22 protein-coding genes are annotated in these 25,895 nt (G+C 41.2%); 13 read left to right on the top strand and 9 right to left on the bottom strand.

All coding sequences use genetic code 11. The annotated features are described in order from the left end of the window. Positions 1-12 precede the first annotated feature (12 nt). The 5 genes from hisH to hisG are packed head-to-tail and all read right to left on the bottom strand — an operon-like array spanning position 13 to position 4,952. Positions 13-603 carry an imidazole glycerol phosphate synthase subunit HisH gene (gene hisH, locus L3V38_RS07700; RefSeq protein ID WP_237118978.1) on the bottom strand — a complete coding sequence of 197 codons (591 nt, stop codon included), beginning with the start codon at positions 601-603 and terminating at the stop codon, positions 13-15. Continuing rightward, entirely contained in the window at positions 600-1,661 is a 1,062-nt protein-coding gene (hisB, locus tag L3V38_RS07695) for a bifunctional histidinol-phosphatase/imidazoleglycerol-phosphate dehydratase HisB (protein WP_237118977.1), read from the bottom strand. Before hisB ends, hisH begins: the two co-directional genes overlap by 4 nt. Beyond that, on the bottom strand, positions 1,658-2,755 hold the full coding sequence (hisC, locus tag L3V38_RS07690) for a histidinol-phosphate transaminase (RefSeq protein ID WP_237118976.1): 1,098 nt from the start codon (positions 2,753-2,755) through the stop codon (positions 1,658-1,660). The genes hisB and hisC overlap by 4 nt, the downstream gene beginning before the upstream one ends. Next, on the bottom strand, positions 2,745-4,046 hold the full coding sequence (hisD, locus tag L3V38_RS07685) for a histidinol dehydrogenase (protein ID WP_237118975.1): 1,302 nt from the start codon (positions 4,044-4,046) through the stop codon (positions 2,745-2,747). Before hisD ends, hisC begins: the two co-directional genes overlap by 11 nt. Positions 4,047-4,052: 6 nt before the next feature. Beyond that, a complete protein-coding gene (gene hisG / locus L3V38_RS07680; RefSeq protein ID WP_237118974.1) occupies positions 4,053-4,952 on the bottom strand; it encodes an ATP phosphoribosyltransferase in 900 nt (299 codons plus the stop codon). 344 nt (positions 4,953-5,296) lie between these two features. Here hisG and L3V38_RS07675 point away from each other — a divergent pair, with 344 nt between their 5' ends. Continuing rightward, positions 5,297-5,530 (top strand): hypothetical protein, encoded by a 234-nt coding sequence (locus tag L3V38_RS07675; RefSeq protein ID WP_062568088.1) that lies wholly within the window; start codon positions 5,297-5,299, stop codon positions 5,528-5,530. Positions 5,531-5,646: 116 nt separating this feature from the next. On the opposite strand, the gene L3V38_RS07670 is transcribed toward L3V38_RS07675, so the two are convergent. Beyond that, positions 5,647-6,930, bottom strand: coding sequence for a sodium:proton antiporter (locus L3V38_RS07670; RefSeq protein WP_237118973.1), 1,284 nt, complete (start codon positions 6,928-6,930; stop codon positions 5,647-5,649). Between the two features lie 226 nt (positions 6,931-7,156). Beyond that, positions 7,157-8,236, bottom strand: a complete 1,080-nt coding sequence (locus tag L3V38_RS07665; protein WP_237118972.1) for a mechanosensitive ion channel family protein — start codon at positions 8,234-8,236, stop codon at positions 7,157-7,159. A gap of 382 nt (positions 8,237-8,618) precedes the next feature. On the opposite strand from L3V38_RS07665, the gene L3V38_RS07660 reads away from it, so the two are divergent. From L3V38_RS07660 to L3V38_RS07640, 5 genes are all read left to right on the top strand, one after another. Next, positions 8,619-10,808: a pre-peptidase C-terminal domain-containing protein gene (locus L3V38_RS07660; protein WP_237118971.1), complete on the top strand. Its 2,190-nt coding sequence runs from the start codon at positions 8,619-8,621 to the stop codon at positions 10,806-10,808. Positions 10,809-10,926: 118 nt separating this feature from the next. Further along, entirely contained in the window at positions 10,927-12,732 is a 1,806-nt protein-coding gene (locus L3V38_RS07655) for a M28 family metallopeptidase (RefSeq protein ID WP_237119329.1), read from the top strand. Between the two features lie 95 nt (positions 12,733-12,827). Next, on the top strand, positions 12,828-14,744 hold the full coding sequence (locus tag L3V38_RS07650; RefSeq protein ID WP_130152252.1) for an ATP-dependent DNA helicase: 1,917 nt from the start codon (positions 12,828-12,830) through the stop codon (positions 14,742-14,744). 10 nt (positions 14,745-14,754) lie between these two features. Then, positions 14,755-15,447, top strand: a complete 693-nt coding sequence (tsaB, locus tag L3V38_RS07645; protein WP_237118970.1) for a tRNA (adenosine(37)-N6)-threonylcarbamoyltransferase complex dimerization subunit type 1 TsaB — start codon at positions 14,755-14,757, stop codon at positions 15,445-15,447. A gap of 76 nt (positions 15,448-15,523) precedes the next feature. Next, positions 15,524-15,847 carry a hypothetical protein gene (locus L3V38_RS07640; protein ID WP_237115691.1) on the top strand — a complete coding sequence of 108 codons (324 nt, stop codon included), beginning with the start codon at positions 15,524-15,526 and terminating at the stop codon, positions 15,845-15,847. A gap of 68 nt (positions 15,848-15,915) precedes the next feature. On the opposite strand, the gene L3V38_RS07635 is transcribed toward L3V38_RS07640, so the two are convergent. Beyond that, positions 15,916-17,205 (bottom strand): alkaline phosphatase, encoded by a 1,290-nt coding sequence (locus tag L3V38_RS07635; RefSeq protein ID WP_237118969.1) that lies wholly within the window; start codon positions 17,203-17,205, stop codon positions 15,916-15,918. Positions 17,206-17,315: 110 nt separating this feature from the next. On the opposite strand from L3V38_RS07635, the gene L3V38_RS07630 reads away from it, so the two are divergent. From L3V38_RS07630 to rnd, 3 genes are all read left to right on the top strand, one after another. After that, positions 17,316-18,167 (top strand): alpha/beta hydrolase, encoded by an 852-nt coding sequence (locus tag L3V38_RS07630; protein WP_237118968.1) that lies wholly within the window; start codon positions 17,316-17,318, stop codon positions 18,165-18,167. A gap of 117 nt (positions 18,168-18,284) precedes the next feature. Continuing rightward, a complete protein-coding gene (gene fadD, locus L3V38_RS07625) occupies positions 18,285-19,946 on the top strand; it encodes a long-chain-fatty-acid--CoA ligase FadD (RefSeq protein WP_237118967.1) in 1,662 nt (553 codons plus the stop codon). Between the two features lie 48 nt (positions 19,947-19,994). Next, complete coding sequence (rnd, locus tag L3V38_RS07620) at positions 19,995-21,125, top strand: ribonuclease D (RefSeq protein WP_130152246.1); 1,131 nt, start codon at positions 19,995-19,997, stop codon at positions 21,123-21,125. Positions 21,126-21,257: 132 nt separating this feature from the next. Here rnd and L3V38_RS07615 read toward each other — a convergent pair whose 3' ends face one another. Beyond that, positions 21,258-21,773: a hypothetical protein gene (locus L3V38_RS07615; protein WP_237118966.1), complete on the bottom strand. Its 516-nt coding sequence runs from the start codon at positions 21,771-21,773 to the stop codon at positions 21,258-21,260. Between the two features lie 484 nt (positions 21,774-22,257). Between L3V38_RS07615 and L3V38_RS07610 the strand changes: the two genes are divergently transcribed. The 4 genes from L3V38_RS07610 (at position 22,258) to L3V38_RS07595 (ending at position 25,818) form a co-directional block, all read left to right on the top strand. Beyond that, entirely contained in the window at positions 22,258-23,511 is a 1,254-nt protein-coding gene (locus L3V38_RS07610; RefSeq protein WP_237118965.1) for a hypothetical protein, read from the top strand. Then, on the top strand, positions 23,508-24,434 hold the full coding sequence (locus L3V38_RS07605) for a formyltransferase family protein (RefSeq protein WP_237118964.1): 927 nt from the start codon (positions 23,508-23,510) through the stop codon (positions 24,432-24,434). The genes L3V38_RS07610 and L3V38_RS07605 overlap by 4 nt, the downstream gene beginning before the upstream one ends. A gap of 142 nt (positions 24,435-24,576) precedes the next feature. Beyond that, positions 24,577-25,062 (top strand): hypothetical protein, encoded by a 486-nt coding sequence (locus L3V38_RS07600; protein ID WP_237118963.1) that lies wholly within the window; start codon positions 24,577-24,579, stop codon positions 25,060-25,062. Between the two features lie 138 nt (positions 25,063-25,200). Further along, a complete protein-coding gene (locus L3V38_RS07595; RefSeq protein WP_237118962.1) occupies positions 25,201-25,818 on the top strand; it encodes a tail fiber protein in 618 nt (205 codons plus the stop codon). Positions 25,819-25,895: the final 77 nt, after the last annotated feature.

Genomic DNA, 25,895 nt, shown 5'->3' with positions numbered 1-25,895 from the left:
TTTTTGCTGCGCTTACAGCTGCCAATCTAAAAAGTTTTGTAAAAGTCGGGTGCCTACTTTGGCGCTTCGCTCTGGGTGGAACTGCATGCCTGCGTAGTTATCTTTGGCAACAATTGCTGAAAAAGCTTGCCCGTATTCACCGCTAACTAGGGTGGCATCGTTTACTGTGTGAGCAAAGCTATGCACAAAGTACACTTGATCTTGCGCTGATAACCCTTTGGTAAGGGCATGCTCTTTTAACACGCTTAGGTCGTTCCACCCCATGTGCGGTGAGGTTAATGTACCCACATCTAAGTGCTTAACAATACCTGGAATTTTGCCAAGGCAATCAACGTTGCCTTCTTCAGTGCTGTCGCAAAGTAATTGCATACCTAAACAAATGCCCATCAGCGGGCGCTGATATTCATCAATTGCTTGCTGCCAACCACCGTCTTTTAGGCGTTTCATGGCAACAGAAGCATGGCCTACGCCTGGTAAAATAGCACGTTCAAAGCCTTTTAGTTGCTCAGGTGAGGTGATCACCTCAGGTTTTTCGCCCAAGCGTTCAAAGGCAAAACGAACAGAGTTAATGTTGGCACAACCGGTATTAATTATGGCAATCATAAACACCCCTTAGAGCTTGCTGTTTGTTGTGAAGCATCTTTTGCAATCGCAGCGCGAAGTGCTCTTGCAAACGCTTTAAATAGACCTTCAACTTGGTGGTGACAGTTACCATCGCTAACCGACAAAATAAGGCTCATGGCGGCATTATCACTCAAGCTTTTAAAGAAGTGTTCAACCATTTGCACGTCTAAGTCGCCCACTTTTTCACGACTAAAATCAGCGTTTAATACAAATGAGGCACGGCCTGATAAGTCAATTTGCGCTTCTGCTTTGCATTCATCCATAGGGAGTGCAAAACCATAGCGACCAATTTGCGTTTTTGTTCCTAGCGCTTGTTTAAGGGCAAGGCCAAGTGCAATGCCGATATCTTCAACTAGGTGGTGCTCATCAATGTGTAAGTCGCCACTGGCTTGAATATTAAGTCCGATATTGGCGTGTGTACGAATTTGGTCAAGCATGTGATCGAAAAAGCCAAGGCCAGTGCTAATTTCGCCATTTTTTGTTTGGTCTAAATTAACTTGCACATCGATTTGCGTTTCTTTGGTATTGCGAGTGACACGGCCTTCACGGTTCGCGGTTGTCAGCTTAGTGACAATGGCATCCCAACTGCCATCATACAAAATGCCTTCGCAGCATAAGTTATTGGCAAGTCCAATATCAGTTTGGCGGTCACCAATCACAAATGAACGCGCTAAATCGACTTTACCCGAGCGCATAAGCTCAGTAAGTAAGCCTGTTTTTGGTTTACGGCAGTCACAATTTTGTTCATCAAAGTGAGGGCAAATCAGAACTTCATCAAATTTAATCCCTTGGCTATTTAAGATATCCATCATCTTGTCTTGAGCAATATCAAAATCAGCCGTCGGAAAGCTATCAGTGCCTAAACCATCTTGATTAGATACCATAACAAGGCGGTAACCTGCCGCTTGAAGTTGTAATAGAGCAGGGATCACATTTGGCAAAAACACTAATTTTTCTAGGTTATCAACCTGTTTGTCGGTGATAGGCTCTTCGATAATCGTGCCATCGCGGTCAATAAATAAATACGGATTGCTCATGATAATTCCTGTTCTACTGTATTGCTGGTCAGTGATAAGCCATCTAACCAAATTTTTACTTGTTCTAGTTCTTGCTCGTTACCGATAGAAATTCGTAACCAATCATTTTCGCCATATAAAGTGAAGGCGCGCATCACGAGTCCTTGCTCAAGTGCGATATTAAATGATTGTTTGTCTTTTAATTTTAAGGTGACAAAGTTACCTTCACCGCTCAGTACTTTGATAACGGCAGGTGATTGCTCAAGCCAGCTTTTCAGTTTGGCTTTTAAGCTATTTAGAATCGTCACCTGACGGCGCATTGAAGCGATGTTGTCGCTACTTAATGCATCTGCGGCAATGCTCGCAACCACCGTTGATACAGGGTAAGGCGCAATCACTTTACGAATAGGCGCAAGTAGCTCGCTGTTGGCTAGCGTAAAGCCTGTTCTTAAACCCGCAAGTGCAAATGCTTTTGATAAGGTTCTTAGTACCACAAGGTTACTAAACTCGTTGATCAGGCTTGCTGCTGTTTGTTCTGGGCAAAATTCTATATAAGCTTCATCCACCACTACAATCGCTTTACCCGCAAGTTGCTGGGTGATTTTTCTGATTTTGTCTAGGCTTGTCATGCTGCCGGTAGGGTTATTTGGATTACAAATAAACACCAGCTTTGAATCAGCAACCGCAGTGACTATCTCATCAACCGTGCCTTTTAATAACAGCTCTTGAGTTAAACCGTTAATCGCAATGTTGTGGGTATCAGCAGTGACTTTGTACATGCCGTAAGTTGGCAAAAAAAGTGCAATGCTATCTTTAGCAGGGCTACAAAAAGTACGTACTAATAGTTCGATACCTTCATCAGCTCCACGAGTCATCAGTACTTGCTCTGGCTCTAAATTAGCATAGCAAGCGTAACGATTGATCACTTGCTGAGGCTGTGGATCTGGGTAGCGATTTAAATCAGTTAAATTGATATTTGGCGTACGTGAATACGGGCTTTCGTTGGCATTTAACCACGTTGTGCCTGTTAGCTTTTCACTTTTCGCCGAACTATAGGCTGTAAGCGCTGCAATGTTATCTGGCAACAGCGTTGTTATTTTTGAATTATCGCTCATTGTTCATAGCCTCAAGACGAATTGAAACAGCATTAGCGTGAGCATCAAGTCCCTCTGCTGCGGCCAAAGGTAAAATTGCTTTAGATAATTCACGTAAGCCATTTTTACTGATGGTTTGCACTGTGTAAGTTCTAAAGAAGTCCAGTAAGTTTAAGCTCGAATAGGTCGCACTGTAACCATACGTTGGTAGTACGTGGTTCGTGCCAGACGCATAGTCACCGGCAGACTCTGGGGTGTAATCACCCACAAATACTGAGCCGGCATTTTTCACTAAGCTTAAATAAGGCTGCGCATCAGCAAGCTGAAGAATAAGGTGCTCAGGGCCATATTGAGCAGATACCGCAAAAGCTTGCTCAACCGAGTCAACTAATATCAAGCTTGAGTTTGCAAGGGCTTGCTCGGCAGTATCTTTACGACTCAACTTTGCTAGTTGCTCTGTTAATGCTTGCTGTGTTTTTTCAATAATGCGTTCGCTGTTACACAGTAAAATAACCTGTGAATCTGCACCGTGCTCCGCTTGCGATAATAAATCTGCCGCAATAAACTCTGGGTTTGCACGCTCATCAGCAATTACTAGCACTTCAGAAGGGCCCGCTGGCATATCAATCGCCATGCCCGGAATAGTTTGCGCAACAAGTTGTTTTGCCATGGTGACAAAGCTATTTCCCGGGCCAAAAATCTTGTTCACTTTAGGCACTGACTCTGTACCGTAAGCCATAGCTGCAATCGCTCCGGCGCCGCCACTTTCTACAATGGTTTTAATACCACATAGTTTTGCCGCATATAAAATGGCAGGGTTGATAGTTTCATCGGCTTTTACAGGTGTAGTTAGTACAACGGTTTGTGCACCACTTAACTGTGCAAGCACCCCTTGCATAATCACTGACGATGGCAATGGTGCACTGCCACCAGGTACGTAAATACCTACCGCTTCTATGGCTTGATATTTAAGTTCACATAACACGCCAGGTTGCGTGGTTAACTTAATGTCTTTAGGTAATTGTGCTTGGTGAAAGCGTTTAACATTGGCATAGGCCGTTTCGATGGCGGCTTTTAACTCGTTTGATAATAACTGCTCAGCTTGATTAATTTCTTCAATTGGCACTAATAAGCGAGGTGTTTCGCGCTTATCAAACTCTTTTGCCATCTTTAATAACGCTGCGTCACCTTGTGTTTTAACTGCATTTAAGATGTCGATGCAAATTGCTTCAACCTCTTTACTTGCAGTAACAGCAGGGCGGGTAAGTACCGCCTGCTGTGCTTGTTGATTTTCCTCATTCCAGCGAAGCATGGATAATTACTCCATCATTTTTTCAATTGGCATAACAAGAATTGAGTTGGCACCTAGTGCTTTTAACTGTTCCATTGTTTCCCAGAAAAGGGTTTCGCTGCTAACCATATGAAGTGCTACATAATCGTCGCTACCAGCAAGTGATAGTAAAGTCGGTTGGCCTGTGCCTGGTAATAAGTCGCATACTTCATCAAGCTTTGCTTTTGGTGCGTGTAGCATGATGTACTTGCTTTCTTTTGCTTGGCGCACACCACGTAAACGCGGCATTAGCGTATTGATTAAATCAAGTTTGCTTTGATCAGTAAGGTCCTTGTTTTGAATTAAACATGCGTTTGATTCTAAGATGGTCTCGCCTTGCATTAAGCCGTTGGCTTCTAACGTTGCACCGGTAGACACTAGGTCACAGATTGCATCAGCTAAACCAGCACGCGGTGCAACTTCAACAGAGCCCGTTAACATTACCGTGCTTGCGTTAATACCTTCGCGCTTTAGATATTGGCTTAAGATTTCAGGGTAAGTAGTGGCAATGCGTTTACCTTCGAACCAGCTTTTTTCCTGAGGGCCAAGTTCTTGTGGCCATGCAAGTGCTAGGCGGCAGTAACCAAAATCAAGTTTAGAAAGTTTATTTACTTCGAATGCCACACCTTGGCGTTCGCGCTCGGCTTGTACTTCAACAAGTACGTTTTCACCAACGATACCTAGGTCACACACACCGTCCATAACAAGGCCCGGAATATCGTCATCGCGTACACGAAGTACATCAATTGGCATGTTGGTAGAGTGTGCGATTAAACGTTGTTCACGAAGATTTAATTTAACACCAAGTTGCTTTAGTAACTCTTGGCAGTCTTTTGATAAGCGGCCGCCTTTTTGAATGGCGATTCGTAAACGGTTGGTATTGCTCATTATTCATTTTCCTTTAATTCAAAAACTAAAAACCCCGAGGGAACCTCAGGGCGAAAATAAATAATTTGGTTGATTGCTCGCCAGAGGTTCCTTTTAGGAATAACCTCTCAGCGAAAAACCTGACAGGCTATTCCGGTGAATGATGGTGATGATGGATAGTTGTCAGACTGAAGCGCATAATTTTTCCTGTGTTGCACTCGTTTGTATAAACCAGTGCGTAAATCTGTTTAAATAAGTCACGTATATAGATAAACATGCTTTGCTAATCTTTGGCAAGCATTTTTTTGCGAAATTAAAGTATATGCTATAACTGCCGATAATAAATGGATTGATAGGAGGTACAAATGGATATCATGATCCCCTTTTTAGGTCGAATTACGCGCTTACAGTTGGAAAGTAAAGGTGCATTTCACATTGCGGGCGTAAAAGACGCGAATGTGCAGCGAATTGAGCTTGAAAAGCGACAAAAGCGAGAGATTGAGTTACGAAAAAAAACAGCCCAAAAAGCGGATAAAAATAATAAAAACACCACCGAAGAAGATGAAGAAGGCAATCAGCATCTCGACACCTGGGCATAGCGAATTTTCTCGTCTGCGGTCTTATTTAGTAACTAAAAAGTTAGCTGGTGGTGGTCGTATGTGCAAGAAGCGTAAAAAGGCTCGATAAACGAGCCTTTATGGTTTTAAAGCAGTGCTTAATTTTTCGCTTCTGCTGATTGAATACTACTTTGGATCAGCGGCGATATTGTTAAGCCTTGTACGATAATCGAAAAGATCACTACCACGTAGGTGACAATAACAATTAGGTTGTGAAGGTCAGAGCCTGCAATCATCACTTGATCGCGTGGGATAGCTGCAGCCATAGCTAACGCTAAACCACCCCTTAAGCCTCCCCAAGTGAGAATTTTCACTGAGTGCTTGTCGTATTGACGGTATTTTTTAAAGAACACAAACGGTGCACCCACACTTACAAAGCGTGCCAGTAGCACCACAGGTACCATAAGTAAGCCAAGGCCAATCTCTTCAAGAGTAATAGGCATAGTGACAATGAGCATACCGATGATCAAAAACAGCAAGGCATTTAAAAAGCTATCGGTGGCATGCCAGAAGTCTTTTACGTAGCGAGTATCTTCAGGGCCCGTGCGCTCTGTTGCTTTTGAGCGAGTGATATTACCTAGTAAAATCCCACTTGTTACCATCGCCAATGCGCCTGAGATTTCCCAAATGTTTGCAGCAGCAAAGCCAGCGGTTGGAATGGTCAGGGTTAGTAGCAAACGAATGTTCACATCACGGCTATTAATAATTAAAAAATGCCCGACTAAAGCAATCACTAAACCAAATACAATGCCACCAATTGCATCAACTAAGAATAGCTCGGCAACATCGGTAAAGTTTGCTTCGGTACCATAAAATGCAACTGAAAATATAGTAGTAAAAATCACCAAACCAATACCATCATTAAACAAAGACTCACCTTCGACTTGCACAGAAATACCTTCTGGGGCTCGCATTTGTTTAATAATGGCTAACACTGCAATCGGGTCGGTTGGGCTGATTAATGCACCAAATAATAAGCAGTAAATAAATGGCACCGGCCAGCCAACAAAAGCAAATAAGTAGTAGCTTAAGTAACCAACGATGACCGTGGATGTAATGGTTGAAAATAGCACTAATGCGGTTATTTCCCAGCGTTGTTTACGAAGGGCTGCTAAGTTGATTTCAAGTGCACCTGCGAACAGTAAAAACCCGAGCATGCCTTTTAATAGCAACTGATTAAAGTTGATACTAGAGACTATTTGGGTCATTTCGAGGGCGGTGCTATCACCGAGCATTTTAACGGCAAGTATAAGCAGTAAAGAAATAACAACAGAGCCTGTTGTTATAGCAATTGTGGTTTGCATTTTGAGGATATATTGGTTAGCAAAAGCAATAAAAATAGCTAATGCTGAAAGAAAACAAATGAGGTACCAAGCATTCATTGTTTGACCTTAAATATTTGTATAACAAGACGCAGAAAGCTGTCACTTTCTGGCCGCATATGGTACGCCTCTATCTCACGTATGTCACAGTGTTTATGCGATTTTTATGATATTTTAGAGTAAAAATTCAGGTGGCTGATTGCAATTGTATAATTGCTGTTAAAAATGTCTCAAAAGAGACAAAATAAACCTGATTAAAAGTACGCTGAGGATTAGTTTAGCTAGGTCAATCAACTTTTTTTAATTGCGTCGATTCCTGACTCGTATTAATAGCCCTTATTGGATAAGGGATCACAATTCCTTCTTCAGCGTAACGCTTGTGCAGTGCCTTAATAAAAGCAGATTTTACCCAAAATCGATTGAAGTATTCTTTTGCTCTTAGCATCACGGTAAAATTGATGCTTGATTGATCAAAGGTATGAAATACCACAAATGTATCGTAGTCAGCCACGCCCCATTTATGACTTTTTAAAACCTGCCTTGCTACATCCAGTGTCACTTGTTCAACTTTTTCTAGGTCCGACCCATAATGAACACCCACTTCAACAGGTACACTGAGCTCTTTTTCGGGGTAAAAGTAATTAATGATGCGTGATTTAGACAGCTGACTGTTTGGGATGACTATCATGTTATTCGGCAACATTTTTACCCAAGTTGAGCGCCAACCAATTTTCTCGACAAAGCCTTGGTCGCCACTTTCAAGCTCTATAAAGTCACCCACCCGAATCGGTTTATCAATCACCAACTGAACGCCGGAGAAGAAGTTTTCAAGTGTAGGCTGCAAAGCGAGTGCAACAGCAAGAGACGTAATACCAAGTGATGCAATTATAGGTGTGATTGATATGCCCAAAGTACCCAATAAAACCAGCAGGCCAACACATACAATTACACAGCGTATGAGTCCTTTAATAATGCTATGACTATTCGATACCATTGCTGAACGCGCACTATAATAATCAACTGTGCCAAATAAAAAATGATCTAAAAACAATATAAACGCAATAATACATATTGTTTTAGCAGTGGTTGAAATAGGCAAGGGGTGCTCTGTCATAAATCCGGTAACACTTAATAACTGCCCAAATATGATCACAAGCACCATCATTGTGCACAAGGTCAGCGGAGTAATAAGTGAGTCAACAAGTAGTGAATCGAATACAAAGTCTGTTCGTCTTGTCCATTTCTTTAAACAGTAAACAATTAAAAACCTTATTATAAACAAGATAATAGCAGCTAGGGTTGTGCCACCAATTATTAGCAACCATGGTTTGTTTACCCATTCGCTTTGCGACAGCTCGCCTAACATAGTTAATCCTATAAGCTAAAGTCTGTGTCGTCGTTGCAATTTATGTACCCAGCTTTAAAGTGCTCAACGAACAGGAAATGAATGGGGAGCTGATTAAACAACGCTAAGAAATAATCAATAAAAAAGGGACTAATGTAGTAAAATTGTTAACGATCTGTAATTATTTTTTTACAATTTCACGCCGATTCTAAGCTTTATCTATCATGTCTTTTTGTTAACCTACTAAAAAATAAGCGCTTTGAAGAGATCTTGTAATTTCAATTGTTAATTTATTGTTTAATTTTTGTTTTCTTTTTGATCGCGCTAGGCTGGTTAGCAATCGGGAACGTGTGTAACCCGATTATTAGGAAAATATTAAATAACAATCTAACGGAGCGTAAACGTGAATTTATCAAAACTCACAATAGCTACTCTTGCTGCTTTGGCATTAGCTCAAGCAACAAATGCAGAAGCTGCAAATAAAAAATATCTAAACAAGCAAACAGGCATTAATAAGGCATTACAGACTAATGCTGCATCAGTATTAATGTCTAATCCGAAACATTTAATTGGTTTGGAAGCTGGAAATGAACTAACTGTTTTAAAAGAAATAAAAAGCAATAACGGTACGACAACCCGCCGTTACCAGCAAATGTATAAGAATATCCCCGTTATTGGTGATACAGTTATTCTTACCTTTGATGATGCGGGGCAGTTAAAAACAGCACATGGTGCTGCGGTCTATGATATTGCTTCAGATATCGGTTCTGTTTCGCCTGCTTTACCAAAACAAAAAGCGCTAGCGCATGGCCTTGCTAATTCAGCCGTTGCAAAAAAATCGTCAGGCCTAGAGAGACACAATGAGCAGTCTCGTTTAGCTATTTGGCTTGATGAGAATAGCGTTGCGCATTTGGTTTACGAAGTGTCATACGTCACTTATGGTGAAAACCCGTCTCGCCCTTATCAAATTATTGATGCGAATACTGGTGAAGTACTCTTTAGTATGGATAACCTCCAACATGCAAGTGCAACAGGCCCAGGCGGTAATTTAAAAACGGGTAAGTACCTCTATGGCAGTGACTTCAGTAGCCTTGATGTTTCTCAGTCGGGCAACACATGTACGATGAATAACGCCAACGTAAGAACGATTAACCTCAATGGCGGTACGAGTGGTTCTACGGCTTATTCGTTTACGTGCCCTGAAAATACCTTTAAAGAAATTAATGGTGCATATTCACCACTCAATGACGCACATTATTTTGGTAACGTTATTTTTAATATGTATAACGATTGGTTAGGTACTGCACCTTTAACTTTCCAATTAAAAATGCGTGTTCACTATGGTAATAATTACGAAAATGCATTTTGGGATGGCAGTGCTATGACCTTTGGTGATGGCCAAAATACGTTTTACCCTCTAGTAAGTCTAGACGTATCAGCTCATGAGGTGAGCCACGGCTTTACTGAGCAAAACTCAGGACTTGTTTATTCTGGTAAATCGGGTGGTTTAAACGAAGCTTTCTCTGATATGGCTGGTGAAGCCGCTGAGTTTTACATGAAAGGCTCAAACGACTGGTTAGTTGGTCAGGAGATCTTCAAAGGTAATGGCGCACTTCGCTACATGAATAATCCAACTCAAGATGGTAGCTCAATTGATCATCAAAATGATTACTACTCTGGTATGGATGTTCACTACAGCTCAGGCGTATTCAATAAAGCATTTTATAATCTTGCAACCACATCGGGTTGGGATACGCAAAAGGCATTTGTGGTTATGGCACGCGCTAACCAACTTTATTGGACAGCAAGCACTAACTGGGACCTTGCAGGTAATGGCGTTATGGATGCGGCATGTGACTTAAACTACGATCCTGCCGATGTTCAAGCAGCGCTTGCTGCGGTAGGTGTTAGTTCAAACTTAAGCGCAGGTAGTAGCTGTGGTGGTACAACTGAGCCACCGACTGACGAAGCGTTAACAAATGGTGTTGCGCGCACAGGGATTAGTGGCGCAGCCAAAGAACAGCTGTTCTTCACTTTAGATGTTCCGAGCGGTGCTACAAACCTGCAATTCAATACCACAGGTGGAAGTGGCGATGCCGATCTGTATGTAATGTATGGCTCTAGACCAACACTTAACAACTTTGATTGTAAGAGTACATCATCTACTAGCACTGAAAGCTGTGCAATCAGTAATGTACAAGCAGGCACATACTATGTGATGGTAGAAGCATGGAACCAAATCTCTGGTGTGTCTTTAACAGGTAGTTTTGATAATGGTTCAGGTGGAGTGACACCTATCAATCGTACAGAATCAAATGTGAGTGTTGCATCAGGTAGTTGGACACGCTTCACACAAGATTTAACGGCGGGTTATTCATCATTGGATGTCACTATTTCAGGTGGCACTGGCGATGCAGATCTTTACGTTAAGTTTGGTTCGCAATCAACAACTTCTAGCTATGATTGCCGCCCATATAAAAATGGTAACAGCGAAACGTGTACCTTTACCAATCCTCAAGCAGGCACTTGGTATATTGACTTACGTGGTTACAACGCAGCGAGTGGCGTAACACTCTCCATCTCGGCTAATTAGCCAATCATAAAAAGGGAGCATTTGCTCCCTTTACTTTCCCTCACAAAGAAAAGGACCCATTATGACAACCCTTCTTAAGCAGTGCTTAGTCGGTGTAGCCTCACTGTCGTTAAGCCAAATGTGTTTCGCTCAAGATGATGAAACAGTTTGGGTGACAATTGATGCCCTAGCCGCAAAACATTTTCAACAAGATGCGCTAAGTAAACAAAAACAAACACGTAACCTCGCTTTGCAATCGTCAGTTATAAATGATGTAAACTTTATGCGTGTCAATAAACAAGATATAGCAGGGTTAAGCGAATTTATGCACGATAACTACCATCGCTGTGGTGGTTTTGTGGCTCATGAATCTCTAGCCGATGCCGAACTGTATACTCAAAAGCTAAATAGTGTTTCACAACTTGCTTCGACGAGCAGCTTTGCAAGTTATACTATTGATAACGCTACGACAGTCAATGCGTTGCTTTCATCAATTAATGCAAGTGAGCTGACTGATACAGTGAATAGTATGATGAATTTCCATAATCGATACTATTCAGTGCAAAGCGGTGTAGATGCAGCTCAGTGGTTAAAAAATCACTGGCAACAAATAGCAAGTAGCCGTAGTGATATTAGCGTCGAATACTTCAATCATAGCTTTTCACAGTCGTCGGTTGTTGTGACTATTCCAGGTGCTGAAAAAGCCGATGAAATTGTCGTGATTGGTGGTCACCTAGATTCAATAAATCAATCAAACCCAAGCAATGGGCGTGCGCCTGGTGCAGACGATAACGCATCAGGCATTGCTGTGCTTACCCAAGCCTTAAAAGCGATTGTTGATAATAACTATCAACCTCAACGAACTATCCAAATTATGGGGTTTGCTGCAGAAGAAGTCGGCCTTCGGGGCTCTAAAGATATTGCCCAGAGTTATAAATCACAGGCTAAAAATGTGGTTGGTATGGTGCAATTTGATATGACAGGTAATAACGGCAGCAGTACAGACATTGTGATGATGACAGATTACACCAATTCACCACAAAACCAGTATTTATCGCAATTACTTGATGCTTATCAACCAAGTGTTAGCTACGGTTTTGACCAATGCGGTTATGGCTGTTCAGATCATGCATCTTGGTATCAGCAAGGTTTTGCTGCATCAATGCCATTTGAATCAAGAATGAGCGATATTAACCCTCTCATCCATACTTCAAACGATTCGCAGTTCGACGCGCAACATGCCAGCAAATTTGCCAAACTGGCTGTGAGCTACCTTGCTGAAATGGCAAAAAACGCCGGTGATGTTGTGAGCGAACCAAGTAATGAACTTGAAAATGGTGTAGCAAAAACGGGTTTATCTGCGGCTGCAAAACAGCAACTATTTTTTACCCTTGAAGTGCCAGCAATGAGCAGCAACCTAGAGTTTACGACACAAGGTGGTACAGGTGATGCCGATTTATATGTCAAATTTGGCAGCAAGCCGACTTTACAAGATTTTGATTGTAAAAGTACAACATCTTCAAGTAACGAAAGCTGTGCGATTTCATCAATACAAGCGGGGACTTATCACGTTATGGTTGAAGCATGGAATGAAATTGCTGGTGTTGCATTAACGGGAAGTTATAGCCAAAGCTCTGGCAGTACACCTATAGACCGCACAGAAACGAATGTTAATGTACCCAGTGGTACTTGGCAGAGGTTTACTCAAGCGATCCCAAGCGGTATGAGTAATCTAACAGTGACTATTTCTGGGGGCAGTGGTGATGCTGATTTATATGTTAATTACGGCTCACCTTCGACGAGTTCAAATTATCAATGTCGACCTTATAAAAATGGCAACGAAGAGACATGCCAGATTAGTAATCCTCAAGCGGGTACTTGGTATATAGACTTGCAAGGTTATAGCTCTGCATTGGGTGTGACACTCACTATAGAAGCACAATAACCCATGTTTTTAATAATGAGGAAGCCTTGGTTCCTCATTTAGTCTTGCCCTAGGTTAACCAGTTACGTAAAATCTGCCCACCACTTTTAATCTTATTGGCGAAGTTTATCAAACAACTTTTCAGTGCCACGGGTCCGCTTGCACTTTCTCTTGATGGATACACTCCAAGACAGCCACAAATTGATATGGCTGTTGCGGTTGATGATGCCTTGAAAAAACGTCACCAATTAGTGGTTGAGGCGGGAACAGGTACAGGTAAAACTTATGCTTATTTAGCGCCTGCGTTAAAATCAAAAGGTAAAACTATCATCTCAACGGGTTCAAAAGCACTGCAAGAACAGTTGTTTCATCGTGATTTACCCAATTTAGTAAAAGCACTCAGTGCCACGAAAAAAGTAGCCCTATTAAAAGGCCGTGCAAATTATTTATGTACCTATCGCTTAAGTCAGCACGTTGCGCATGTACCAACAGATGATCCAGATGTCATGCATCAACTGGCGATGGTGGCAAAGTTTGCCAGTGAAACGCGTTCTGGCGATTTAGCAGATTGTGTTGGTATTGAAGAAGACGCCAAAGTACTGCCTTATGTTAGCTCAACTGCAGATAATTGCTTGGGTAAAGAGTGCCCCGATTTTCAAGATTGTTATATTCGTAAAGCGCGCTTAAATGCGATGGAAGCCGATGTGGTGGTGATCAACCATCATTTGTTTTTTGCTGATATGGCCGTGAAAGACACGGGTTTTGCTGAATTGATGCCCACTGCCGATGCCTATATTTTTGATGAGGCTCATCAGCTCAGTGAAATAGCCAGTGACTATTTTGGTGAAAGTGTTAGTACTAAAAAGCTGGTTGATTTAATCAATGACTTACGCGCGATTTACCGTGCAGATATCCCCGATATGCTGCAATTAGGTAAAACCCTCAATAAGTTAGAAACTAGCGTGGCAGATTTACGTCTGCAGTTTGGCTTAGATGGCAGTCGCGGTGACTGGCGTGAAAAGTTGGCCGATAAAGCTATTTGTGCAGCACTGCACCGCGTGATAAGCGACCTCGACTTTTTATATCAAGTGTTGAAGTTATGTTTAGATCGTAGTGAAAAAATAGAGCATCCGTTTGAACGTACACTCGCTTTTAAAGGTCAGTTAGAACGTGTATTTGATACCGCACAAACAGGCTATAGCTATTGGTATGAGACAACTCGCCGCTATTTAACGGTAAACATTACACCGCTCAATGTATCAGCTAAATTTGCGCAAATGATGAAAGACACAGGTGCAGGTTTTGTGTTTACCTCGGCGACTTTATCGGTCGATAACGAATTAGCGCACTTTAACGCTAGCCTTGGTTTGAAACCTACGCAAAGCATGATTGTTGAAAGTCCGTTTGATTATCAACAACAAGCACTGCTTTGCTTACCGCGCTACTTACCTGAGTCTCACGCGAATAATATGCCCCATGCTATTATCAAGCTAACCCTTGAGTTGATTAAATCAGCAAAAGGTCGCTGCTTTGTGCTGTTTACAAGTTATCGCATGATGCACTTAGTGGCGGAAGGTTTAACCACGCAAATGGATTACCCTGTTTATATGCAAGGGCAGATGTCAAAGCGCATTATCCTTGAAAAGTTTACCCGCCATGGTAATGCCGTTTTACTCGGTACAGCCTCATTTTGGGAAGGCGTGGATGTTAGAGGCAGTACATTAAGTTGTGTTATTATAGATAAATTGCCGTTTGCCGCGCCGGATGACCCATTGTTGCAAGCAAAAATGCAAGATTGCCAGTTGCAAGGTAAAGACCCATTTGCACATATTCAATTACCCCAAGCAGTGATTGCATTAAAGCAAGGAGTAGGGCGGCTTATTCGCGATAGTAAAGATAAAGGTGTGCTGGTTATTTGCGATAACCGCTTAGTAACGCGCCATTATGGCCAAGTATTTTTAAAAAGTTTGCCACCCATGCGCCGCACGCGTGATTTAGCAATGGCAAACGCGTTTTTAGAACAGATCAATTAGAGTAACTTAGATGATTAAACACAATATTCTTGCCTTAGATGCATCAACTGAAGCTTTATCGCTGGTGCTACATTATCAAGGGCAAACATTTCATCATTTTGAAGAGTGCCCACAGCAGCACAGCCAAAAGATCTTGCCTTTAATTGATGAGTTACTCGCAAAGGCAGAATGTAAATTAACCGATTTAGATGTGATTGGGTTTGGTCAAGGGCCTGGAAGCTTCACGGGCGTGCGTATAAGTGTTGCGATTGCACAAGGTTTAGCTTATGCCGCACGCTTGCCTTTGGTTGGGGTATCAACATTACAGATGATGGCGCAACAAGCGTTTGAGCAACATCAAGTATGTGATGTGTTTTCTGCCATTGATGCACGTATGGGGGAGATTTATTACGCTCACTATAAAGCGAATGAACATGGCTTAATGCTACTTGTTGATGAAGAGCAAGTTATTAAACCTGAGTTGCTAACGCTACCTGAAATGGCTGCAATAGCGGTGGGTACGGGTTGGCAAACCTATCCTTCGCTTGTTACAGAACTTGCAAATGTAAGCTTGTGTGAAAACATCTTATTGCCTGATGCGAAATACATGCTGGCCTCTGTTGAATCTGCTTTTGCTAACGGTGAAACGGTAACTGCTGCGAATGCACAGCCTAAATATGTTCGCGATACAGTGACTTGGAAAAAGCTACCAGGCCGAGAGTAATTGAAAGAGCAACGGGACTTGCGTGCCCGTCAGTTATGGCACATAATTTAGTCATGTTTGATGTGGAAATACTCGTTTGACTTTACCTATTGGCTCAGGCTTTTATACCGGTGACATCCCTGGTCAATATAGCCGTAAAAATACCGTTACTGATACGTCCAAGGCGATATCAGACCGAACGGCTGAGCAAAAATCGTCAACAGAGTATGTTAAATCGAGTCCTCAAGCTGTTGTTATTGCCGATAAGTTTAAAGCTGAGTCGCAAAGCTATCAGCAAACAATTTATGACAAACCAAGCAATCCAAAAATAAGCCGTGCAATTTCAACCTATACAGAATTTGCTAATTTAGATCGCCGTGCCGAAGTGCAAAGTTTAATTGGCGTTGATGTGTACGCATAATTAATAAAATAACTGAATTAAATGAAGAAAGCCTAAACAGTGTTTAGGCTTTTTTATGATTAAAAGATTTACTCTTTAATAAAATCAATCAACTTATTGGCAATCGCGGTATTGTTTTGCGAACCGTAGAAATCTTCAGCACGTTTACCATAGGCAAACACTTGCACATCAATAGCGGTGTGGCCGCCAGTAGTCCAACCCGTGAAGCTGGCATGATTGATGATATCTTTTACAGCAAGTAGCAGTGCTTTCTCGCCCATTTTCTTAGCTTCGCTTAGCTTAATGCTGTTAGCATCAGTGAATTCGATATCAGAATACTTTTGCCATACTGCTTTTAAGTCATCGCTTTCAAGTAGATCTTTTGTGATAGTGCCAGCTGTTGCTTTAACACCTTTAATTATGTCAGTTTCCCACTTATATTGACCATGAGCACCAAGTGTTAAGCCACCTGTTGAGTGGTCGGCAGTGATAACAAGCAGAGTATCAGGGTTTTTATCTACATACGCTTTTGCTTGTTCAATCGATTTAGCAAAGTCGTCCATTTCACCCATTGCACATGCGATGTCGTTTGCATGGCCACACCAGTCAATTTGGCTGCCTTCGATCATCACAAAGAAGCCTTTGTCGTTTTGACCATCAAGTAAATCAAGCGCTTTAGTTGTCATTTGCGTAAGGCGCGTTGGATTTTCGTCAAGCGCAAACGGTAAACCCACTTCAGCGAATAAACCAAGTGCTGGAACCTGTTTTAAGTCACTCATTGCTGCGAAGTTATCGCTGTACTGATAACCTGCAGCTTTGAATTCTTCAACTAGGTTACGGTCTTCACGAACGTAATATTTCGTGCCGCCACCTAACATTAAATCAACCGGTAATTTACCCGCGATTTTGTTATCGATATAGTCGTTAGCAATCTCGTCGTAGTTACGGCGTGATTCGTTATGTGAAGCAAAGCTTGCTGGTGTGGCGTGGTTAATTTGCGAAGTAGCTACGAGTGCCGTTGTCATACCGCGCTCTTTGGCAACTTCAAGCATGGTTTTTACTGGTTTTTTATCAGTATCAACAGCAATTGCGCCATTATAACTCTTATGACCACTGCTCAGTGCTGTTGCACCAGCAGCGCTGTCTGTTACATAGGTATGATCGTCAGGGTAGGTATGAGCCATACCACGTAAAATCGTATCGAAAACAGTTGGGTCAACAACTTTAGTATTTGGATCATCTTTAAAGTAACGATATGCAGTTGTGTATGCTGGGCCCATACCATCACCAATCATATAAATGATGTTTTTTGGTGCTGATTCAGCCATTACAGAGCCTGCTGAGCATAATAATGCTAAAAGACTTAATTTTAATTTCATTGATGTAACCTTATTATTGTGCCCTTATTTATACTGCGAGGATTATTGTATACTAGCTAGACGATAAATAAACGCCTTTAAGTTGAAACGCTTAATAAATAGGAGTAATTGTGCAACCTTTTTCTTTTCAAACTGGCACTCAGACATTACGTGGCCTAACCTTTGGCCATGGTGAAGAGGCTGTTGTTGCCTTACATGGCTGGCTTGATAATGCACACAGTTACATTCCTATGTTAGAGAATGCCAAGCTCAATCATACTTGGTACTGTATAGACTTCCCTGGCCATGGTTTATCTGATTGGCGAAGTAACGATGCCCATTATTACTTTATTGACTATATTGACGACGTATATAAGTTTATTGAGTCACTTGAAGTGAGCAAAGTGCATTTAGTTGGCCATTCAATGGGCGCTATGGTTGCTGGCGTTTTTGCCAGCTGCTTCCCTGAAAAAGTGGCATCGGTGAATTTTATTGAGGGAATCGGGGGCGTTACAACAAACAGCAATGACGTTAGCAGCCAGCTTCGTAAAGCAATTTTAAACAGAGCAAGAGTCAGTACTAAAGGGCCAAGAGCATTTGAGTCCAAAGCGCACATTATTAGTGCAAGGCTTGCCAGTGGCGACCTTGAATACCCACAAGCAGAGTTACTGATGAGCAGAAATAGTTACGAGAAAGCAGGTAAGTGGTATTTAACAACGGATCCTAAGCTTAAAAATCACTCAGGTTTTCGTTTTGATGAAGCACAATGTATTGCAACCATCAAACAAATTCAGGCACCATGCCAGCTAATCCTTGGTGAGCAAGGGTTCCCGTTCGTTAAGCAAAACCTAGAAGCATATGGCAAATATTACAAGGAGTTGAAAATTCATCAGATACCTGGCGGCCACCATTGCCATATGCAAAATCCTGCATTAACCTTAGAGCACATTCATGCATTTATTGAGCACTATAAAGCAAGTTAATTGTATAATTGCACCAAATGTGGGATTATCTGCACCATTAGAGTATTTACTCCATTGTGAAACAGCCTTAGTTAGATTAAGGTTATTAAAAAATATAATTATAAACAGGAGCTAAGAGTGGAAAAAATCTGGCTTAAGCGCTACCCAGAAGGTATGCCTGAAACAATCGACCCTGAGCATTATCACTCGTTACTCGACTTGTTTGAAAAAAGTTTTGCTGACTATAGTGACCTTCCAGCCTTTACCAACATGGGTAAAGAGTTGACCTACAGTGAGCTAGACAGTGCTACAAAACGTGTAGCATCGTATATTCAAAACGACCTTGGTCTAAAAAAAGGCGATAAAGTAGCGGTGATGATGCCGAACTTACTACAAACGCCTGTGACTATTTTAGGTATTCTTCGTGCTGGCTGTGTGGTGGTTAACGTCAATCCACTTTATACCGTACGTGAATTAGAGCATCAATTAAATGACTCAGAGTCAGCAGCAATTTTCATTCTTGCCAACTTTGCCGATACTCTAGAAAAAGCCCTTCCAAAAACCAATGTTAAACACATTGTTGTTACCCAAGTGGGTGATATGGTAGGTGGTCTTAAAAAGCACATTGTTAACTTTGTTGTTAAATACATCAAAAAAATGGTGCCAAGTTACTCACTACCAGATGTAATCAAGTTTTCAGATGCATTGGCAGGTGATGAAGCAAGCTATAAAAAGCCTGATGTAGATTTAAACGATTTAGCGTTTTTACAATACACAGGTGGTACAACGGGTGTATCAAAAGGCGCAATGCTGTCGCATGGCAACATGGTTGGTAACCTTGAACAAGTTTCGGGCTGTTTAGATACTGTTCTTGAGCGAGGCAAAGAAGTCGTTATTACGGCACTGCCGCTCTACCACATCTTTGCACTGACTGCGAACTGCTTAACCTTTATGAAATACGGTGGTTTGAACGTGCTTATTACGAACCCTCGCGATATGCCAGGTTTTGTAAAAGAGTTAGCACAACACAAATTTACTGCGGTGACGGGGGTAAATACGTTATTTAACGGCTTACTAAATACCCCAGGCTTTGCTGAACTAGATTTCTCAAGCTTAAAAATGTCACTTGGCGGTGGTATGGCGGTACAGCGCCCCGTTGCTGAAAAATGGCAAGCTGTAACGAAAACCAAATTAATGGAAGGTTATGGCTTAACTGAGTGTGCTCCACTTGTAACAGTGAGCCCATATGACCTTGAAGGTTATAATGGTTCCATTGGTTTACCTGCACCAAGCACTGATATTAAGCTTATGCTTGAAAATGGTGAAGAAGCAGCGAAAGGTGAGCCTGGTGAGCTTTGGGTTAAAGGTCCGCAGGTTATGCAAGGTTACTATAACCGCCCTGATGCAACAGCCGAATGCTTAAAAGATGGTTGGTTTGCAACAGGTGATATTGCAACTTACGATGATGAAGGTTTCTTCTATATTGTTGATCGTAAGAAAGACATGATTATCGTATCTGGCTTTAATGTTTTCCCAAATGAGATTGAAGAAGTTGTTGCAATGCACGATGGCGTGCTTGAAGTGGCAGCGATTGGTGTTCCTCATGAGGTAAGTGGTGAACAAGTTAAAGTTTTTGTTGTGAAAAAAGATCAATCTTTAACTGAAAAAGATATAATAAAGCACTGTCGTGATAATTTAACGAACTATAAGGTGCCTAAACTCGTTGAGTTTAGAGATGAATTACCAAAAACAAATGTTGGTAAGATTCTAAGAAGAGCCTTAAAGGACGAAAAGAAATAATTAAAGCCGGCATCAGCCGGCTTTTTTATGTTTCCTATAGGAGTGTAAGTGCAATATCAACTGATCGAAACACAAAACCAATTAAATGATTTTGTAGAAAAAATTACAGGTAAACCGGTACTGGCAATTGATACCGAGTTTATGCGTCGTCGCACACTGTATCCTGAAGTTGCACTTATTCAAGTATATGATGGTGAGCATTTAGCGTTAATCGACCCACTGGCTGAGTTGTCGCTTTTTGATTTTTGGCAAGTACTTAAAAACCCAGAAGTGCTAAAAGTACTGCATTCACCATCAGAAGATATTGAAGTGTTTCAAAAGTATGCTGGCTTTGTACCAACGCCGCTGTTTGATACCCAATTTGCACTGCAAATTTTAGGACATGGCAATTGCATGGGCTTTGCGCACATGGTGAGAGAGTTGCTTGATATCGAAATTGATAAAAGTGAATCGCGCACTAACTGGTTACAACGTCCACTCACAGAAAAACAGCTAGATTACGCCGCTGCCGATACGTATCATTTACTGCCTTGCTTTGAAATTATCAAAAAACAAATTGATGAAGCTGGCTTTTTTGACATAGTGCTCAGCGAAAGCGAGTTAGTTGCGCAAAAACGTGCCTATCAAACCCCTGCAGAGCAGCTTTACAAAGACATTAAAAATGCATGGCAATTACGACCGCATGATTTAGCTGTATTACGCGAACTTGCTGCATGGCGACGTGAAAAAGCAGAGCGCAAAAACCTTGCTCTTAACTTTGTGGTAAAAGAGCATAACATGGTCGAAATTGCCAAACGTAAGCCAACAAGCTTAAATGCACTTCGCAGAGTCCCTGGTGTTGAGTCGATGGAAGTTAACCGCTCTGGCGTCGAAATTTTAAAATGTATTGAACGTGGTAAAGCCATCCCTGTAAGCGAGCAACCAGCTCAATTAAAACGTTTAATTGATTTTCCGGCATACAAAAAAGCCGCTAAAGATATTAAACAAAAAATTACTAAAGCTGCAAAAGAGCAGGGTATTCCTGAAGATGTATTAGCCTCTAAAAAACAAATTAATCAACTTATCAGCTGGAATTGGAAGCTCGATGATGAAGAACGTAAAGCTGCGTCAAAGCCGGACCTTTTTAACTCATGGCGCTATGAGTTGGTGAAAGATGTACTCTCTGCTTGGGAAAAATAAGGCTCGTTTAGTTTAAAAGAGCTTTGTTGTGGCTTTGTCTGATATGTGGCAGAGCCAGCTCAAACACTATAAGTCCATTATTATAAAGTGTTTTTTTAGAAGCTAGCTCTTTACTAAGCGCCTAGTCGCTCATTAAGAAAGCGAATTAATCCACCTTGTTTTTCTTATCCATTCTCGCATAATTGGAAAGCCAGAGTTTGGGCAAGTCATGTCCCACGCTTGCAATAACGGTTGACCAAACAATCCGCCATTTTCAAATAAATCGAAAAGGTTTTGTGCAGATCCTTTGTAAGATTTTTCATGGAAAATGAGCTCCATAGGTAAGCCTAAATATTTTACTGCAGCAACTGACCAAGCTGTAGCGGCGATTTCTTCACCATGCATTGCTTGAGGCTCTCTCTTAATCGATAGGCCATTTTTGTAAACATCACCCGTTAGCTGCTCGCGAAAAATAGGTTCGCACACAGCGATATGGCCTGCCTCGTGTAAAATATCTCCGGGATACTTAAGCTTATTTATATCTATTTGAAGAATTCCATTTTGAATAAATAACCCAGGTAAAAGGGTTTTATTTTTAAGATCAGTCATTTCATAAGCTATTTTTATTTTTGTTAAAAAATTTAAAATAGTCTCAATATAATTTTTCATATTAGAGATCCTCTCTAAAAAATAAGGGAAGAACAGTGAAAACTTTTTGGAATGCTATAAACGTGGATCTCGAAAGTTTATTTTCGAGGATGAAATAACAAGCTATTTTCCATCTGAAAAGATATTTTTTCAAATTTGTTCATGGCAAGCTTTTCTGTGATTTTCTCTTCAAATATTGGCTGAACCCTAGGAAAATAAATACGGGTAATAATATTTACCACACCTAGATAGTATTTTAATTTTATCAATTTATTTTATGCCATTTTTTCAAAATACCACCAGGTAATTGGTAATGCAATATCCTGTAATAAAGTGTAATAAATAATTTGTTGTTTTAAGTGTACCCTTAAATTGTAAATAACAGTATTAAAACTATACTGATGTAACTCGCTTTGATCTAAAACAGCGTGACATTGTTTAGTTAAAGATAAAATTATCTATAACTATAGGTATTGGCAACTTAACAAATCTGAGTTTTTATTACATGGATAGAATAGACGGTACAAACAGTAAGACTTTATACGATTACGCTAACCCTGAGATAGACACGTTACTAAAACACTCTGTCAGAACACAGTTGGAATCATTGCTGAAGACTTCTATTAGTGTTGAACAAAGACTCGTTGTATTGCAACAGAGCTTTGTTAAAGCTATGACGTTGGTACTTTCTGAAATAACTGCCCCTCACACTCAATTAGTGAAAACATTTGAAAAAATGTATGACCAAGCAGTGCTGTCTATGGCAGTTGCGGGATTAAGCCAAGAGCAACTTACGAATCAGTATATTTCAGCGACGGGTTTGATTATGTCACCCTATAACTGTAAGCACACAATAAAGGATATATACCGGATAAAGGGATATGCACGCGGGCTTGATAAAGCAATTCAAGGTAAGTTAAAAAATAAACCCTCAATTAATGTGTTGTATCCAGCATGCGGCCCTTTCGCCCCTTTATTACTACCTTTACTTAGTTATTACAAAGAGACTCAAACTATCAAGCCGAGTCAAATCCAAGTGACACTTGTGGATATTCAGCCCGGTGCAGTATTAACCCTTAAACAGCTCGTTAGTGACTTGCAGCTAGAAGAGTATATATCACTTATTGAAGAGGCTGATGCGAGCATATTTGAGCCAGAAAATGCGATTGATCTTTTAGTGTTAGAAGCGATGCAACATGGTTTTACGAAAGAGGGCCAATTAAGTATTGCTAAACATTTAGTAAAATACTTATCCATAGACGGTTGGATGATCCCGCAAAATGTGTCGGTAAAAGGCATGATGGTTGTTGGGGAAACTGAGTTTAATCAACAATGGAAAACTCAAGAGTTTAGTCATTCAAGTAATGTAGCTAATGAGGCACAACAAGACCGAGTGGAGCTAGGCGAAATCCTTAAGATCAATAAGTCTAGTTTGTTAGAAATGCAAGAGCTTGAACTTGAAGGCGGCATAAAAGTGATCCCTGCGAATCAAATTGTATTACCTAAGGGTGTCGAAGATATGAGTAAACGTATTTTTGCGGTCTATGCTCACATAGAAACCTTCGCGCAAGAAGAGGTTGGCCAATATGATTCAGGGATCACACATCCAAGACCAGACAATAGCGTCTACATAGATCTTAAACCTAAAGATATTGAACATACTCACTTTGTTGCTAGTAGCGGGGATACCATTCAGTTTTACTATCAACTGACTGGGCTGCCGGGTTTTGTGCCTGTAAAAGTACAGGAGAGTATATGATGCAAAGGTATGCGGTGTTTACGGGTAGCTGCCAGAGTTTATCGGCGATCCAATACCTCCAACAAACTCATAAATTAGCATGTGTAGTTTTGGTGGATGCTGAGCCAAATCCGGATTTAATGCAATTGCAGCAGCTACTACATCAAGCGCAGATCCCTACTTTAAAGTATAACCAGCATGACGATACGACTCTTATAGCGGATTTGGACAGGCTAGGTGCTAATCACGGTGTAATTTATCTATTTAGACATATTATAAAACAAACTTTGATAAGCTACTTTGATGGCAGCTTAGTCAATATTCACCCTAGCCCTCTACCTGAATACCGTGGACCTTTCCCGCTTTATTGGCAAATTAGAAACGGTGAACAAGCCACTAAGCTTACGTTGCACCGTGTTACGTCAGAAGTGGATAGCGGAGATATAGCTACTGATATTGACCTTATTATTCATCCTTTCGATACGATAAGTGTAGTAAATCAAAAGGTCTCGCAGGCTTTACCTCATTTGCTCAATACTTTTTGTCAATTAGAAGAGCAAGAAAATATCTCTTGGCGTGAGCAAGATACATGCTTTGAGTATTTTGCACCCATGCTCGAACCGCAGCAGCTGGCTATTAACTGGTGTAAACAGCCAACTTCGGAAATTGTGAACATGTGCCGTGCTGGCAATGTCGATGTTGGTTGTGCCACCTTTCGTCTAAGAGAAGAGATGTTTCAAGTACTACAAGCGACTGAAGTTGAATGTGATATCAAAGGCGTACAAGCAGGTACTGTTATTCAACTAAGTCGTCGAGAAGGTTTAGTTATTAAAACCCTTGATGGTGCTGTTTGTCTAGATGTTATTGGCACACAGCAAGGACTCTTTGATGGTTATAGATTTGCTGTACTTTTTGGACTTGATGCAGGCTTTTCTTTGATTTAGTGGAGTTGGCTTCTCAGGCAACAAGTTAAGAATAATATTAAAGATGGTGAGCAAAGTCGCATGAAAGGCAATAGAAGTTGGGCTGTTATCGTAATTCCATGTGCGCGGTGCTCTAGGTAACACTTCAGATGCGAGATAACAAATGAAGATAAAAATAGAACTTACCAATAATTATGGCTATGACCTAGCAGCATATCCATATAACGATGGTGCTGTGCCTAGTCCTGAATCGGCCCAAACTATCGCCAAACTTGAGGGTAAAGGGGAGTTAATTGTAGAGCGTGGGCAGTCCGCAATTTTAAAAGTGCCAGGAATGGGGAGCGTGTTGGTGCAGTTTTTGGGTGAGCAGCGGCTGTCTGAATACCACGATAAATTTTGTGAACAGCCAGATGAATTTGATCAATACGAGCAAATGGTATTGATACGCTATAAGACTTCTGAGCTTTATTGGCGTTTTACTACACATCCAGAGCATCCTTCAGTTAACTTAGGTGTTAATGATGTCGGTACTGTTTGTTTAGGTAAAGTATCCTCTGGAAGTGTTCGTCAGGTGGCATTACCAGAATTGTTTGTTCCCCCAGTGTTTTCTGCTCACCCTGTGGGAAGTAAACCAGAAGATAACGAATAATCTCAATAAACGAGGTGACTTTAGTTGTACAAAATATATCTAATTTAATCGCAAGTAACCTAGTTGGTGAGGCATTTGAAAGCAGTTATAAAGTCATTTTTTCGCCAATTACAACTCAAAAATTATTAAGGACCAATTATGTCAGCAGATTCATATATCGGCACCATGAGACCATTTGGTGGCAATTTTACAATTCGTAGCTGGACGATTTGTCAGGGCCAGTTAATGGCAATATCTCAAAACACAGCCTTATTCTCTTTAATTGGAGATTTTTATGGTGGTGATGCAAGAACGACGTTTGGTATACCTGATTTACGCGGTCGAAGCCCGTTAGGTATGGGCAATATGCCTGGTGGTGCTACTTATAATCTTGGCCAACGCTTTGGTTCCGAATATAGAACCTTAACTTTATCGCAATTGCCGCAGCATACTCATACTGCAATATTTGAGTCTACAGGTGCTTCGCAAGCAACTGGGCGACTACAGGTTGCAACAAACGGCCCCAATACACCGACGCCGGATGCTGAGTCTTACTTGGCAGCGAATACAAGTAGCGAAATGTACTATAAAGAGCAAGGCTTTTCGCCAGCTCCAACATTGACTGATATATCGGGGTTAACTGTCGAGGGTGGTGGTGTGTCAGGTAATGTCGTTGTGGGGAACACTGGCAACTCAGAATCATTTAGCATTGTTAGTCCATATCAGGTAGTTAACTGGCAAATGGTACTGGAGGGAATATACCCATCTCGTTCATAAATTAGAAAGAGCGAGCTTTGCAAAGGCTTAAGCAAAACTCGTTCTTTAGATTCGAAAATTGAAAAGCTTTTTGTTCA

This window comes from Pseudoalteromonas sp. L1, from assembly GCF_021728095.1.
Lineage (GTDB): Bacteria > Pseudomonadota > Gammaproteobacteria > Enterobacterales > Alteromonadaceae > Pseudoalteromonas.
This window is presented reverse-complemented; position numbering and strand designations above follow the sequence as displayed.

Coding starts and splice junctions, on each gene's coding strand:
- tsaB (WP_237118970.1), top strand. CDS start 14,755: ATGATTAAACACAATATTCTTGCCTTAGATGCATCAACTGAAGCTTTA.
- L3V38_RS07665 (WP_237118972.1), bottom strand. CDS start 8,236: ATGTTAGGCGAGCTGTCGCAAAGCGAATGGGTAAACAAACCATGGTTG.
- L3V38_RS07615 (WP_237118966.1), bottom strand. CDS start 21,773: ATGAAAAATTATATTGAGACTATTTTAAATTTTTTAACAAAAATAAAA.
- hisC (WP_237118976.1), bottom strand. CDS start 2,755: ATGAGCGATAATTCAAAAATAACAACGCTGTTGCCAGATAACATTGCA.
- hisG (WP_237118974.1), bottom strand. CDS start 4,952: ATGAGCAATACCAACCGTTTACGAATCGCCATTCAAAAAGGCGGCCGC.
- L3V38_RS07600 (WP_237118963.1), top strand. CDS start 24,577: ATGAAGATAAAAATAGAACTTACCAATAATTATGGCTATGACCTAGCA.
- hisB (WP_237118977.1), bottom strand. CDS start 1,661: ATGAGCAATCCGTATTTATTTATTGACCGCGATGGCACGATTATCGAA.
- hisH (WP_237118978.1), bottom strand. CDS start 603: ATGATTGCCATAATTAATACCGGTTGTGCCAACATTAACTCTGTTCGT.
- L3V38_RS07655 (WP_237119329.1), top strand. CDS start 10,927: ATGTGTTTCGCTCAAGATGATGAAACAGTTTGGGTGACAATTGATGCC.
- L3V38_RS07610 (WP_237118965.1), top strand. CDS start 22,258: ATGGATAGAATAGACGGTACAAACAGTAAGACTTTATACGATTACGCT.
- L3V38_RS07595 (WP_237118962.1), top strand. CDS start 25,201: ATGTCAGCAGATTCATATATCGGCACCATGAGACCATTTGGTGGCAAT.
- L3V38_RS07635 (WP_237118969.1), bottom strand. CDS start 17,205: ATGAAATTAAAATTAAGTCTTTTAGCATTATTATGCTCAGCAGGCTCT.
- L3V38_RS07675 (WP_062568088.1), top strand. CDS start 5,297: ATGGATATCATGATCCCCTTTTTAGGTCGAATTACGCGCTTACAGTTG.
- L3V38_RS07670 (WP_237118973.1), bottom strand. CDS start 6,930: ATGAATGCTTGGTACCTCATTTGTTTTCTTTCAGCATTAGCTATTTTT.
- L3V38_RS07605 (WP_237118964.1), top strand. CDS start 23,508: ATGATGCAAAGGTATGCGGTGTTTACGGGTAGCTGCCAGAGTTTATCG.
- hisD (WP_237118975.1), bottom strand. CDS start 4,046: ATGCTTCGCTGGAATGAGGAAAATCAACAAGCACAGCAGGCGGTACTT.